Below are 14,385 nucleotides of genomic sequence, written 5' to 3'. Positions count from 1 at the left end.
CCCCTTTTCCTTAATGTTTAAAATGACGCATACCTGTATAAACCATCGCAATTCCATACTCATTACATACATCGATTGAGTCTTGATCACGTTTCGATCCACCTGGTTGAATAATCGCAGTTATACCAGCTTTCGCAGCAGCTTCAACAGTATCAGGCATTGGAAAGAATGCGTCTGAGGCAAGAACAGCATCATTTGCTTGTTCAGCTGCCTGCTCAATCGCAATATTTGCTGCGCCTATCCGGTTCATTTGTCCAGCCCCAACGCCAACTGTACGTTTATTTTTAGCTAAGACAATTGCATTGGACTTCACATGTTTTACAGCCTTCCAGGCAAATAATAAGTCTTCAAGTTCCTGGTCTGTTGGTTTACGGGTTGTAGCCACTGTTAAGTCATCAATGTCAATACGACCATGATCCTTCGTTTGGATCAGCATACCGCCATTTACAGAAGTGTACGTGTGCCCTTGTTTTGCTTCATTGGCTACATCTAGTTTTAATAGACGAATATTTTTCTTTACTGTTAGTCGTTCCAATGCCTCATCAGAGAATCCAGGAGCAATCACAATTTCTAAAAATATGTCACTAAGGCTTTCAGCTGTGGGCAAATCGATTACTTGATTACATGCCACGATACCACCAAAGATAGAAATTGGATCCGCATCATAAGCACGTTGAAAAGCTGTTTCGATCGAATCAGCCACTCCGATGCCGCACGGGTTCATATGTTTTACTGCAACAGCCGCAGGTTCTTGGTATTCTGCCAAAATTTCTAAAGCAGCATTTGCATCTTGAATATTATTATATGACAATTCCTTTCCATGCAGCTGTTCCGCCAAAGCTAAGCTACCTTGTTCCGGGATCGAACGTTTGTAGAAAGCAGCTGATTGATGGGGATTCTCTCCATAACGAAGGGATTGGGTTTTTTCATATGTAATTGTATACGTTTCTGGAAAATCTTCGCCCGTTTGTCCCGCAAAATAGCTTGCAATGAGGGCATCATAATCTGCAGTATGACGAAATACTTTTGCAGCTAGCCGTTGTTTTTGCTCTATAGATAATTCACCATATTGAAGGGAAGAAAGTACATGCTGATAATCAGCTGGATCAACAATAACAGCTACATCTTGATAATTTTTGGCTGCTGAACGAAGCATTGTAGGTCCACCGATATCGATATTTTCAATAATATCTTCTTTCGATACGTCTGGCTTTTGTAACGTTTGTTTAAACGGGTAAAGATTAACAACAACCATATCAATTGGGGTAATTTTATTTTCTGCTAACTGACTTTGGTGCTCCTTATTATCACGTTTCGCTAGTAATCCACTATGGATGAATGGATGTAATGTCTTTACTCGACCATCCAATATTTCTGGAAACCCGGTAATCTCATCAACTGCAATAGCAGGTATATGAGCGTCTTGCAAAACGCGTAAAGTCCCTCCTGTTGAGATAATTTCAAAATCTGCCTCAATTAAGCCTTTTGCAAATTCTGTGATCCCTTGTTTATTTGATACACTGACTAATGCACGTTTCTTCATTGTTATCCCTCACTCTGAATTAATTGATTAATGACTTTCGGATATAATTGATGTTCTACTCGATGGATTCGCTGTGCTAATCCTTCTTTAGAGACAGCTGGTGGAATCGAAACTTCCTCCTGTGCGATAATTGGTCCTGTATCAATACCTTCATCAATAAAGTGAATGGTCACTCCAGTTTTCTTAACTCCTGCCTCTATTGCTTGGCCAATTGCATCCTTTCCAGGAAATGCTGGAAGCAGCGACGGATGAATGTTAACAATTCTACCTTCAAATGCTTTTAGTAATGTTAGACCAACAATACGCATATAACCAGCTAGAAATATCCAGCGAATCGATTTCACTCGAAGCTTCTCGATAAGCATAGATTCATAGTCTTGTTTGGAAGGAAAGCCTTTAGGATCAAACACCAACGTCGCAATCCCATGTGCTTTTGCTTTATTAATCGCTGGAGCATTGGGCTTGTCGGATACAAGGAGAACAATGTCACAAGCTAAATTCTCCGCATCTAACATAGCTTGAAAATTACTACCGGTTCCAGAGGCAAAAACGGCTACTCTCACTTGATTCATGATCGAACATGCACTCCCTCTTGATCCATAACGGTCCCAATCACTGAAGCGGCTTCTCCCTGCTGTTCCAATAAACGAATCATGTCATTTGCATGTTGTTTAGATACTACGATAGCCATGCCTATTCCCATATTAAAAATACCATACATTTCTTGCTCACTTATATTTCCATGTTGTTTTAGGAAAGGAAAAATCTCTGGAACTTCCCATGATGATGTATCTATCTCAACTCCCAATCCAACAGGTAACATTCGAGGGAGATTTTCATAAAATCCGCCTCCTGTTATATGAGAAATGCCCTTTATTTTATCGGTTTCTAAGGCTTTACTCATCGATTTTGCATAGATTTTTGTTGGGGTTAATAATGTTCCTAGCAAAGACTGAGAAAGACTATAAGATTTTGCTAGGTCAAGGTCAGTAACGAGCTTTCGCACTAATGAGTAACCATTGGAATGGATGCCACTAGAAGGAAGTCCGATAAGAACATCTCCTGGTTGGATGGCATCGCCAGTTATCAATTTTGATTTTTCTGCCATACCTACTGCAAACCCCGCTAAATCATAATCGCCATTCTGGTACATCCCAGGCATTTCCGCTGTTTCTCCACCAATCAAAGCAGCTCCTGCTTGTACACATCCCTCGGCAATCCCCGAGACAATCTGTTCAATTTGCGCAGGGTTATTGTTTCCACAAGCAATGTAATCAAGAAAGAATAACGGCTTTGCTCCTTGAGCAATAATATCATTGACACACATTGCTACAAGATCAATACCTACTGTTTGATGCTTATTCCATTCAATTGCCAGCTTCAGCTTTGTCCCTACCCCGTCCGTACCAGAAACGAGCACAGGCTCCCGATATTGGAAGGAAGTTAGGTCAAACAAGCCGCCAAAGGAACCTATATCCCCAAGTACTTCCGATCTGGCAGTTCGTTGTATATGTTTTTTCATCCGTTCCACTGCTTCATATCCTCTTTCTACATCTACTCCTGCATCTCTATACATGTTTGACATGGACGCCACTTCCTCTACGTATTCGATTAGCAGCTTGTATAAGCAATTTCTTTTGCTCCTTCTTCCTTCACAGGATATTTTCCCGTCATACAAGCTGTACATATCCCCTGATGAATGGTTTTATCTTTTAAAATTGCCTTCTCTAAACCTTCTTCCGATAAATAAGCAATACTATCTGCTCCAATGATTTCACTAATCTCTTCAAGAGTATGGTTCGCAGCAATCAATTCATCTCTCGTCGACATATCAATCCCATAATAACAAGGGTTTTTAATGGAAGGAGAGGCAATTCTTACATGAACTTCTTTCGCCCCCGCATCTTTTAGCATCTGCACAATCCGCTTACTTGTTGTTCCTCTAACAATTGAATCGTCGATCATGATTACCCGCTGCCCTTCTATGATGCTTCGAACCGGTGAAAGTTTAAGCTTCACTCCCTGTTCTCTTAATTCTTGGGATGGTTGAATAAATGTTCTGCCGACATAGCGATTTTTAATAATCCCCATCTCATATGGCAAGCCACTTTCCTCTGCATAACCAATTGCTGCAGAAATACTTGAATCGGGTACGCCAACGACAATATCAGCGGAGACATTCGATTCTTTGGCAAGTTCCTTCCCCATGTTTTTCCTGGATGCATGGACATTGACATGATTCACATCGCTATCTGGTCTAGATAAATAAACGTATTCCATTGCACACATTTTTCGCTGCTCTCTCATTGCAAATCTTGTAGATGTCATACCTTCCTTACTAATTGTTATTAACTCGCCTGGTAGAACCTCACGTTCAAAGGTTGCTCCAATTTGATCAAAGGCACAGGTTTCCGACGCAACCACATAAGCTTCCCCTAATCGACCGATCGATAATGGACGAATCCCTGTAGGATCTAAAGCTACAAACATTTTATTTTCTTTTAAAATTAAATAAGCATATGCACCCACTACTTGATTTAGTGCTTTGGCTATTGTTTCTTCCGTAATTTTATTCCCACTACGTTTAATCAAATGCGCGAGTACCTCGGTATCAGAGGATGTTTGTAATATACTCCCCTCTTCTTCCAATTCGCCTCGTAATTTATAAGCGTTCATGATATTGCCATTATGAGCCAATGCTATACTTTCGGTTTGTGACCGGAAGAGAAGTGGCTGTACATTCTCGAGTACTTTACCACCCTGTGTAGAATAACGTACATGACCTACTGCTACATTCCCAGATAGTGCAGAGAAATCAGCATTTTTAAAAACATCATTAACAAGTCCTAGTCCCTTATGTGCTTTCAATTGGTTTCCATCACTGACAACTACTCCAGCACCTTCTTGCCCACGATGCTGCATGGAATGCAATCCATAATACGTTAACTCAGCTGCTTTTTCATGACCCCAAATTCCGAATACACCACATTCCTCATTTATGCCCTTGATTTCAGCAAGCATGGAATAGCTCCCTTCCATAATTCTCGTAGTTGATGAACATCTTCCTTGATTATATTGCTGCCATTCACACCAATTGATAATGTCTGATCATTTGTAACCTTACCGATTTCATATGCATCTTCAACCAATTCTAAGAATCTTGCTTCCTTCCCCTTCTTTACAGTAACGATAAAACGTGATTGCGTTTCACTAAATAATGCTACGGTCGGTTCCCCAGTTAGTTGAATCGATGCACCTAGATTCGCAACCTGGAAAAGACTCTCTGCAAGACCAACAGCCAATCCACCTTCTGCTAAATCATGAGCAGATGAAATAACTCCATGATGAATCGCAGTTAATACTTGCTGTTGCCTCTTTCTTTCTAACTGTAAGTTAATAGATGGCGCTTTTCCTTCATATTTTCCTAGAATCAGGTTTTGAACCTCACTCCCGCCAAATGCTTTATCCGTATCTCCAATAACATAAATGGTATCTCCTGCTGCCTGAAAGTGATTCGGTGTGATATGCTCTAATGATTCATGTAAACCAACCATGCCAACCACTGGAGTAGGAAATATTGCTTTTCCTTTGGATTGATTATAAAGGGAAACATTTCCACTTATTACTGGTGTGTCTAAAACAGTACAAGCAGCACTCATTCCCTCTATACTTTTCTCCATTTGCCAAAATACTTCCGGATTCGTTGGGTTTCCAAAATTCAAACCATCGGTAAGCCCAAGTGGTTTCGCCCCAGAACAAATAATATTACGAGCAGCTTCTGCTACGGCGATTTTGCCACCCGTCTCCGGATCTAAATAGATATAACGAGAATTACAATCTGTCGTCATTGCTAAAGCCTTATTTGTTCCTTTTATACGTATGACAGCAGCATCTGAACCTGGTGAAACTACTGTATTTGTTTGTACCATCGAATCATACTGGTCATAAACCCATTCCTTCGACGCAATGGTTGGCTGCTGTAATAACTGCTTTAACACATCTGCATGATCTTCGACTAACGGAGTCGTGTTTTCCATCTGTTGAAAGGTTTTATAGTAATAAGCTTCTTGTGAAGGCAAATGATTAACTGGTGCTTCTTCAGCAAGTGCATCAACCGGGATATTTGCCATGATTGTTCCATGTTGTTTAATTCGGAAAACTTTCTCTTGAATTACCGAACCTACAGCTACCGCCTGAAGACCGTATTTTTGGAATACTTCGATAATTTCTTGTTCACGTCCCTTTTTAACCACTAGTAGCATACGCTCTTGTGATTCAGACAACATCAATTCATAAGCTGACATCTTTTGTTCTCGTTGTGGCACTAGATCCAAGTCCATTTCTAGCCCAGTTCCTGCTTTACTAGCCATTTCACTTGCTGATGAAGTTAACCCAGCTGCCCCCATATCCTGCATTCCTACAAGTGCATCTGAATGAATGACTTCAAGACAGGCCTCTATTAATAATTTTTCCATAAATGGATCACCGACTTGTACGGCAGGACGATCTTTTGTTGCATCTTCACCTAAATCACCTGAAGCAAAGGTTGCACCATGGATGCCATCTCTACCTGTTGGAGCGCCAGCGTACAACACGGTATTACCTATTCCCTCGGCAATCCCCTTTTGTATTTCATCATGATTAATTAACCCCACACACATCGCATTAACAAGCGGGTTATCTTCATAACAATCATCGAATTGCACTTCTCCTCCCACTGTTGGAACACCAACACAATTACCATATCCAGCTATTCCATTAACGACTTCGGAAAACAAATACTTGACATGATCCGTGGTCATGTTACCAAAACGTAATGAATTTAACAGCGCAATTGGACGAGCTCCCATAGAGAAAACATCTCGAATAATGCCGCCAACTCCGGTAGCTGCTCCTTGATATGGTTCTACAGCTGAAGGATGATTATGGCTTTCAATCTTAAACACAACTGCTTGATTATCACCAATATCGATGACCCCAGCGCCTTCTCCTGGTCCTTGTAAGACTTGTGGAGCTTTTGTTGGGAACTTTTTAAGTAATGGTTTCGATGTCTTATAACTACAATGCTCCGACCACATGACAGAAAAAATTCCTGTTTCAGTGAAATTCGGACGACGATTTAAAATCGATTTAACCAATTGAAACTCTTCATCACTTAACCCCATATCTCTGTATATTGCATCTTTTTCAATGATCTCTGGGCTAATTTCATGCGTTAGCAACATACGTTTCCCTCCAATTCCGTACCAATGACTTAAATAAACGCAGTCCATCATCACTACCTAACATTGCTTCTACAGCTCGCTCCGGATGTGGCATCATACCAAGAACATTTCCAGACTCGTTAATAATTCCTGCTATATCTTCTACGGAACCATTTGGATTCTGTTGATAGGTAAATACAATTTGGTTATTGGCTTTTAATGATTGCAAGGTGTTATTATCGCAGAAATAATTTCCTTCACCATGCGCAATAGGGAAACGAACCACTTCACCGGGGTTATATTCAGAAGTAAATAATGTTTGATCGCTCTCTACATATAACGATTCATAATGGCACATAAAAGATAGGTTCTGATTTCGTAACAGAGCACCTGGTAATAAACCGGCTTCCGTTAAAACTTGAAATCCATTACATACGCCCAAAATCGGCTTTCCTTTAGCTGCATGCTCCTTTATTTGGTTCATTACTTTAGATGCTGCGGCTACAGCACCAGGTCGTAAATAATCTCCATATGAAAACCCACCTGGAAGAAGGATCGCATCATAGGTTGAAAGATTACTATTTTCATACCATACTAGATCTGCGTCTTTCCCCAGTATTTCCTTTACTGCATAATACATATCATAATCACAATTGGACCCCGGAAACATGATCACAGCAAATCTCACGAACGAACAGCCTCCCCCACTTCAATTCGATAGTCTTCAATTACTGGATTGGCAAGCAATTTTTGGCACATTTCCTGTACATTCGCTTCGAGATGAGGACTATCTTGAACATGTAGTTCGATGACTTTTCCAACACGCGCATCTTCAACTTCTTGAAATCCTAGTGAATGCAAAGACGCTTGAATCGCTTTTCCCTGTGGATCTAGAACACCCTGCTTTAATGTAATATGCACATATACTTTTTTCATACTTTCTCCTCCAAACGGTCTAGAATCTCTTCATAAACTTGAATTAAATCCCCAATACCTTGGCGAAAGACATCCTTATCTAGTTTTTCACTTGTGTTTATATCCCATAAGCGGCAGGTATCAGGAGAGACTTCGTCTGCAAGTACAATACTGCCATCTGTTAATCTTCCAAATTCTAATTTAAAATCAACTAATGTGATACCAATACACTGAAAGATACGAGTTAAATGCTGATTTATTTCTAATGCCTTGTCTTTTATTTCTTGTAATTCATCTTGCGTAATGGAGGATAAAAATAATGCATGCTGGTCATTAATTAATGGATCACCAAGTTCATCGTCCTTAAAGAATAATTCCACAAGCGGTGGATGAAACGGTGTCTTTTCTTCAATTCCTAGTCGTTTCGTAATGCTGCCTGCAGCAACATTACGAAAAACTACTTCCAGTGGGATAATTTCTGTTTGATAGACGAGCTGCTCGGTTTCACTTAACCGATCAATAAAATGGGTTTTCACTCCAGCTTCGTGAAGCAAGTTGAAAATTTTTGAAGAAATTTCATTATTAAGTCGTCCCTTTCCGTTAAAGCTAGATTTTTTCTCCCCATTAAACGCTGTAGCATCATTTTTATAGGCCAAAACCAGTTGATTTTGTTTTCCTTTTGCCTGATACACTTTCTTTGCTTTTCCTTCATATAACAACACGTCTTTCATAAGAAACACCTCACTTTAATCCAATTCGATCAAAAATAACATCGACATTCTTCAAATGGTACGTATAGTCAAAACAATCTTCAATTTCTGCTGGTGATAATTGGCTGGTAATTTGTTCATCTGCTTCTACTAATTGTTTGAAATGGGTACCTGATTCCCAGGCTTGCATCGCTTTTGGCTGAACAATGTCATATGCCTCCTCGCGAACCATTCCTTTATCGATTAACGCAAGCAGCACGCGTTGTGAAAAAATAACACCATATGTTTTATCGATGTTTTTCTTCATATTCTCTGGAAAAACAGTTAAATTCTTAATGATATTAGCGAAGCGATTCAACATGTAGTTAAGGGCAATGGTTGCATCAGGTAATATGACTCGTTCTGCTGAGGAATGAGAAATGTCCCGTTCATGCCATAAGGAAACATTCTCATATGCTGTAGTCATATAACCACGAATTACTCGTGCCATTCCTGTCATATTTTCCGAACCAATTGGATTACGTTTATGGGGCATGGCTGATGAACCCTTTTGTCCTTTTGCAAACCGTTCTTCGACCTCGCGTGTTTCCGTCTTCTGCAATCCCCTAATTTCGGTGGCGAACTTTTCGATTGATGTCGCAATCAATGCTAATGTCGACATATAAGCAGCATGACGATCACGTTGTAACGTCTGTGTAGATACTGGAGCAGGCGTTAGCCCTAACTTGCCGCATACATATTGCTCAACATATGGATCAATATTTGCATACGTACCAACAGCTCCAGATAATTTACCGAACTCAATATTCGCTGCCGCCGCTTCAAAACGCTCCAAATTCCGCTGCATTTCTTCATACCAAAGTGCTAACTTTAATCCAAATGTTGTCGGCTCTGCATGAACGCCGTGGGTTCTTCCCATCATTACCGTATGCTTATGTTCACTTGCTTTATCTTTTAAGATGTCAATAAATTGAAGTAAGTCTTTACGAAGAATTTCGTTTGCTTGCTTTATTACATAAGAAAGGGCTGTATCAACTACATCCGTTGAAGTTAGTCCGTAATGAACCCATTTACGTTCTTCTCCTAACGTCTCTGAGACAGCACGAGTAAATGCAACTACATCATGCCTTGTTTCTTGTTCAATCTCATAAATACGCGGCATATCAAATGATGCTTTTGCACGGAGCTTTTCTACGTCTTCTTTAGGGATAACACCTAGTTCACTCCAGGCTTCACAAGCTAGAATTTCTACTTCAAGCCATGCATTAAATTTATTTTCTTCTTTCCAAATCGATCCCATTTCTTCTCTGGTATAACGTTCAATCATTGTTTGGCCTCCTCGAATGTCTGAATTTGCTCGTTTACTTTATCCATTGTAGCCCCAATGAATGTAATATGTCCCATTTTTCGTTTTGATTTTGCTTCATCTTTTCCATATAAATGAACAAAACCAGAAGACGCCTTGGTCATTGCTTGAAGTATAGCTTCTAGATCTTCACCTAAGATATTTATCATCACGGCAGACTCTAACAATCTAACTTCTGTTAAAGGCAGATTACAAATGGCTCGAATATGTTGAGTGAACTGGGAAACCGTACAAGCTTCAATTGTATAGTGACCAGAATTATGTGGTCTTGGAGCCATTTCATTCAAGTAAATCCCATCGCCTTTGACAAATAATTCGACCGCGAAAGTTCCCACAATATCCATATGCTCAGCAAGCTGCTCAACTGCTTCATACGCTTGCTTTTCCACATCATTGGTAATATTAGCTGGAACGGTAGTCTGGTATAAAATATGGTTTTTATGATCATTTTCAGCAACTGGAAAGAAGGTAATTTCTCCTTTTAATGATCGGGTAAAGACTACGGAGATCTCTTTGTCGAAAGGAATCCACTGTTCAACAATACAATAAGCATGTTGCTCAGCAAATTCGATTGCTGCAGCTATATGTTCCCTATTTTCTATTTTTAGCTGTCCCTTCCCATCATAACCACCACTACATGTTTTAATTACAGCTGGAAATGGAAAGTCGGCTAAAGCCTGTTCACATTCAGCTCCATTCTTAACAATTGAAAATGGAGGGACTGGAAGGTTTGCTTCCTCCATTAATGTCTTTTCTTTCTCTCTATTTTGTGTAACTTCTAATGCAAACGAGCCTTGAGGTAACTTCCCTTGTTGTTCAATATAAGCTGCAGCATGTAAATCAACATTCTCGAACTCATACGTTATGACATCACTTAATGCTGTTAATTCTTGAATAGCATCTAAATCCGCATAATCAGCAATGATTTGATGATCCGCTACTTGCGCTGCAGGACATGCAGCAGTAGGGTCTAACACATTTACGCGATATCCCATATATTTTGCTGCAATTGCCATCATTCGTCCTAACTGTCCTCCGCCAATAATCCCGATTGTTTGTCCAGGTAAAATGATATTAGTTGTGTTTCGCAAGATCTTCCCTCATTTCTGATACATTCGCCTTCATTTCCTCACGATATGTAGCTAGTTTTGCAGCAACATAGTCATCAAAAGCACCAATAATTTCCGCGGCTAGTATACCAGCATTCTTTGCTCCTGCTTTTCCAATTGCCACTGTTGCAGTCGGTACGCCACCTGGCATTTGCACGATCGATAACAGTGAATCTAAACCGTTTAATGCCTTGCTTTGCACAGGCACACCAATTACTGGTAATGTCGTTTGCGAGGCAACCATACCTGGCAAGTGAGCTGCTCCCCCAGCTCCAGCAATGATCACTTTAAGTCCACGTTCCCGAGCCGATTTCGCATAGGTAAACATCGTATCAGGCGTTCGATGAGCGGAAATGATATCTTCCTCATACGGAATTTGTAACTCATCTAATATTTGGCAAGCGTGTTTCATTGTTTCCCAATCTGAAATACTTCCCATAATCACTCCAACCATATGACAATCCCCCTATTAGTCTTTCTGGTATAATCGTTGCAATTAATTTAACAACACATTTACGTAACTTATATCAATTTTTTAGAAAAACAAAAAAGTCTATTCTTCTACCCTCAGGGCTAATGAGAGAAGAGAATAGACCTGTCTTTCATCCATTCAAACAAATCATTGTTTAGCACAACGATTCTACTTCCCTCATAGTCCAGTCATTTACGGTGCTGGGTAGAAACTTCTGAGCCGTATTCTCAGTTTTATATGAGGATCTATATTTTGTTCGATCGACTTAAGAATAACAAGGAAACAAGGCTATGTCAATAAAATAACGAACAATTTATTGTTTTTTTTCGTTAATGTTCGGTTTTTATGCAATTAACCAAATATAAAAGAGCAAGCCATCAGTGGCCTACTCTTGATCGTCTAATGATTGCGTTGAAGCAGCATCGACCTGTTGTCGCTTATTACCTGCTACATCCTCTTCTGCCCGTTTCTTAGGGTTCATTAATCTACCTTTTCGAACTTGCTTGACCCAGAAACCACCATATATTTGTTTTGGTTCATAAGCAATAATAAACGCCTTCGGATCAATTTCTTTAATCGTTTCATAAAGGTTTAATTCATATTTTCGAGGTGTGAGAATCTGCATCGATAACCGGTCTCCATCCATTCCATATGCATACCAGCTTGTCACACCATACCCTTTGTCACGTAACATTCTAGTAAATTTAATATCTGGATCAGAAGAAATGACGTTAACGGTTATATATCCCAATGCCAATTTCTCCTCAATTTTCGAACCACAAATAACACCGATCCCAAAACCAATGGCATAGGCTATTAAATTTTGAATTTCATTAAGATTATCTAATACAAGCCCTAGCCCTAACACATAGATAACTATCTCAAACATACTCACTATGGAGGCGATATACCGTCTGCCCTTCAAGGTTAAAATCATTCGTACAGTGGATAAAGAAACATAGACAATGTTAATCACAAGAATAATTGCAACCATTATAAATGCATTACTTAACAAGCGAAACCCTCCTATATTTATAAGCTAAGCATACCTTATTTTTCAATCATATGAAATCATTTTATATTCATGCTCATTTCCTATTCACCATCCACACAAATGGGCATAGGCTAATGTAAGGATAATATGAAAAACCTTAACCTGGAACAATGATTCCCTATGCTTTCTAAGTCCCCTTTTCATATATCAGGTTAAATCTAAAATGAGGTGATCATTTGGACCCGTTTCAGCAAATGTCCGATTGGAAAAAGAATATGGACCATTTCTTTGGCGACAGCTTTTGGAATGAATTTGAAGGCATTATAAAACCTAACATTCCACAAATAAACCTATATCAAACGGATAATGAACTTTTCTGTGTAGTTAATATACCCGGATTAACAGATCTTGATAAACTTAATGTATATGTTGACTACGCGACTTTAGAGCTCAAGGGGTCAATTGACATTGACAATGCCCGAGGGTTTGTCGTACAAGAGGAAATTCTGCAAGGAGTTTTCGAAAGAAGCATATCGCTACCATTCCCCGTTCGTTCTGATAAAATTAAGGCTACTTACAAAAATGGCCTTGTCTATATTCAACTACATCGTTTAATCTCAGATACAAGTCGGAAAAATAGAATCAATGTTCATGTATTAGAGGATAGCTAAAGCAGATATGCCACGGGTAACCTAAGTTCGTGGCATATCTGCTTTTTAAATACCATATAAACGTTTCTTTTCATTCGACGGTAATCCCAATAACCTTTTTTTCAATGCTTGTTTCCATGTTTTTGCAAGTGCCGGACAATGCATAAGCTCTTCAGCTAATCGTAAATCCTCCTTGAATAGATGCATGATTTCATTACAAGCTGCAATGGACCATCTCGGATTTGGTCGTTCCATTAAATCTATATCTGTTCCAGCCTGAATAAACCCTTCTTTCAGCACTCGAAAATACCAGCCGGTACGTCCCGTACGTTGCATCCGTACTGCTAAATCCTCAACCCGCAAACGCTCAGCTATATGCCACGTTGGTAGACGGGGCTGCGCTACCTGTATAACCGCATCTCCAATACGGTATATATCTCCAATAAATACAGAATACTCATCCATTTCTAGTACCGAAAAATCTTCGCCCATGGAGCCAACCTCGATATTCTCTAGCTGTAACTCTTCTTGCCATCTATAATAATGTTTTATTGGATAAGCCAAAACTGCTTGTTCAACCTGCTTATTTTGGTTTTCCTCTGTCAATGCATCTGTCATGAACCCGCGCTCACTCAACCAAAGCTTCTCCTGTATAGGGTTTTTATTTCTGCTCTTACTCGAAGGTGAATCCAGCCTATCCGAATTTCCCGTTTTTTTCTCCTTTTCTATAAATACTTTATGAATAAATGGCTCTTCCATCATGTCACGCCCTTATTAAATATGATATAGTATCTTTATTCTATATAAATTAATGGCAAATGAAAATATGTACGGTGAAAGAGGGATAAAATGACGAAACAACGAGCTACATTCGCTGGAGGATGCTTCTGGTGTATGGTAAAACCGTTTGACCAATGGGATGGCGTCGAACAGGTCGTATCCGGATATACAGGCGGCCATCTATCCAACCCGACTTATGAAGATGTTAAAACTGGTGATTCAGGGCATTATGAGGCGGTTGAGATTATTTATGATCCTTCCATCCTATCCTATCAAACTATTTTAGATGTGTACTGGCAACAAATTGATCCTACAGATGATGGCGGTCAATTCCAAGATCGTGGAGATTCTTATCGTACTGCTATTTTTTATTATAATGAAGAGCAAAAAACAGCTGCAGAAGCATCAAAGGAAAACCTAGCCGCTAGCGGCAAATTCACAAAGCCAATCGTAACCAAGATACTTCCTGCTTCTACTTTTTATCCAGCTGAAGCGTATCATCAAGATTTCTACAAAAAAAATGAAACAGCGTATAAGGAAGATCGTGCTAAATCTGGAAGAGATGAATTTATAGAAAAATTTTGGAATAATTAACGCCTAAATTGGCCCTCTCGAGGGGTTAATTTAGGCCATAAAATGATA

Annotated in this window: 15 protein-coding genes and 1 riboswitch; of the genes, 2 read left to right on the top strand and 13 right to left on the bottom strand. The window is 39.6% G+C overall.

Going from position 1 to position 14,385, the window contains the following annotated elements; translation table 11 throughout:
- Positions 1-10: 10 nt before the first annotated feature.
- The 12 genes from purH to JKP73_RS14795 form a co-directional block, all read right to left on the bottom strand.
- On the bottom strand, positions 11-1,543 hold the full coding sequence (gene purH, locus JKP73_RS14850) for a bifunctional phosphoribosylaminoimidazolecarboxamide formyltransferase/IMP cyclohydrolase (protein WP_038246453.1): 1,533 nt from the start codon (positions 1,541-1,543) through the stop codon (positions 11-13).
- 2 nt (positions 1,544-1,545) lie between these two features.
- Positions 1,546-2,115 (bottom strand): phosphoribosylglycinamide formyltransferase, encoded by a 570-nt coding sequence (purN, locus tag JKP73_RS14845; protein ID WP_200411516.1) that lies wholly within the window; start codon positions 2,113-2,115, stop codon positions 1,546-1,548.
- On the bottom strand, positions 2,112-3,128 hold the full coding sequence (gene purM, locus JKP73_RS14840; protein WP_038246451.1) for a phosphoribosylformylglycinamidine cyclo-ligase: 1,017 nt from the start codon (positions 3,126-3,128) through the stop codon (positions 2,112-2,114). Before purM ends, purN begins: the two co-directional genes overlap by 4 nt.
- Positions 3,129-3,154: 26 nt before the next feature.
- Positions 3,155-4,564, bottom strand: coding sequence for an amidophosphoribosyltransferase (gene purF, locus JKP73_RS14835; protein WP_021290757.1), 1,410 nt, complete (start codon positions 4,562-4,564; stop codon positions 3,155-3,157).
- The gene (gene purL / locus JKP73_RS14830; RefSeq protein WP_200411515.1) at positions 4,540-6,768 is read right to left on the bottom strand and encodes a phosphoribosylformylglycinamidine synthase subunit PurL; all 2,229 of its coding nucleotides are present in this window, start codon (positions 6,766-6,768) and stop codon (positions 4,540-4,542) included. Before purL ends, purF begins: the two co-directional genes overlap by 25 nt.
- On the bottom strand, positions 6,752-7,435 hold the full coding sequence (purQ, locus tag JKP73_RS14825; RefSeq protein ID WP_200411514.1) for a phosphoribosylformylglycinamidine synthase subunit PurQ: 684 nt from the start codon (positions 7,433-7,435) through the stop codon (positions 6,752-6,754). The genes purL and purQ overlap by 17 nt, the downstream gene beginning before the upstream one ends.
- On the bottom strand, positions 7,432-7,683 hold the full coding sequence (gene purS / locus JKP73_RS14820; protein ID WP_160807456.1) for a phosphoribosylformylglycinamidine synthase subunit PurS: 252 nt from the start codon (positions 7,681-7,683) through the stop codon (positions 7,432-7,434). The genes purQ and purS overlap by 4 nt, the downstream gene beginning before the upstream one ends.
- Positions 7,680-8,393, bottom strand: a complete 714-nt coding sequence (purC, locus tag JKP73_RS14815; protein ID WP_160807457.1) for a phosphoribosylaminoimidazolesuccinocarboxamide synthase — start codon at positions 8,391-8,393, stop codon at positions 7,680-7,682. The genes purS and purC overlap by 4 nt, the downstream gene beginning before the upstream one ends.
- A 10-nt stretch (positions 8,394-8,403) precedes the next feature.
- Positions 8,404-9,699, bottom strand: coding sequence for an adenylosuccinate lyase (gene purB / locus JKP73_RS14810; protein ID WP_160807458.1), 1,296 nt, complete (start codon positions 9,697-9,699; stop codon positions 8,404-8,406).
- Positions 9,696-10,829, bottom strand: a complete 1,134-nt coding sequence (purK, locus tag JKP73_RS14805) for a 5-(carboxyamino)imidazole ribonucleotide synthase (RefSeq protein ID WP_160807459.1) — start codon at positions 10,827-10,829, stop codon at positions 9,696-9,698. Before purK ends, purB begins: the two co-directional genes overlap by 4 nt.
- Positions 10,813-11,301 (bottom strand): 5-(carboxyamino)imidazole ribonucleotide mutase, encoded by a 489-nt coding sequence (gene purE, locus JKP73_RS14800; protein ID WP_021290764.1) that lies wholly within the window; start codon positions 11,299-11,301, stop codon positions 10,813-10,815. Before purE ends, purK begins: the two co-directional genes overlap by 17 nt.
- Positions 11,302-11,479: 178 nt before the next feature.
- A riboswitch (purine riboswitch) is annotated at positions 11,480-11,580 on the bottom strand.
- A 124-nt stretch (positions 11,581-11,704) separates the two neighbouring features.
- On the bottom strand, positions 11,705-12,334 hold the full coding sequence (locus JKP73_RS14795) for a DUF2179 domain-containing protein (protein WP_021290765.1): 630 nt from the start codon (positions 12,332-12,334) through the stop codon (positions 11,705-11,707).
- 233 nt (positions 12,335-12,567) lie between these two features.
- Here JKP73_RS14795 and JKP73_RS14790 point away from each other — a divergent pair, with 233 nt between their 5' ends.
- Complete coding sequence (locus JKP73_RS14790) at positions 12,568-12,984, top strand: Hsp20/alpha crystallin family protein (protein WP_234447121.1); 417 nt, start codon at positions 12,568-12,570, stop codon at positions 12,982-12,984.
- A 45-nt stretch (positions 12,985-13,029) separates the two neighbouring features.
- Here the strand turns inward: JKP73_RS14790 and JKP73_RS14785 are convergent, their stop codons facing one another.
- The gene (locus JKP73_RS14785; protein WP_231378675.1) at positions 13,030-13,599 is read right to left on the bottom strand and encodes an MOSC domain-containing protein; all 570 of its coding nucleotides are present in this window, start codon (positions 13,597-13,599) and stop codon (positions 13,030-13,032) included.
- A 213-nt stretch (positions 13,600-13,812) separates the two neighbouring features.
- Here JKP73_RS14785 and msrA point away from each other — a divergent pair, with 213 nt between their 5' ends.
- Positions 13,813-14,337 carry a peptide-methionine (S)-S-oxide reductase MsrA gene (msrA, locus tag JKP73_RS14780; RefSeq protein WP_021290768.1) on the top strand — a complete coding sequence of 175 codons (525 nt, stop codon included), beginning with the start codon at positions 13,813-13,815 and terminating at the stop codon, positions 14,335-14,337.
- Positions 14,338-14,385 lie beyond the last annotated feature (48 nt).

It is taken from the genome of Virgibacillus salexigens, from assembly GCF_014905415.1.
Classification (GTDB): Bacteria; Bacillota; Bacilli; order Bacillales; family Amphibacillaceae; genus Virgibacillus; species Virgibacillus salexigens.
Note: the sequence above shows the minus strand (reverse complement) of the source record. Positions and strands in the feature narration are given on the sequence as shown.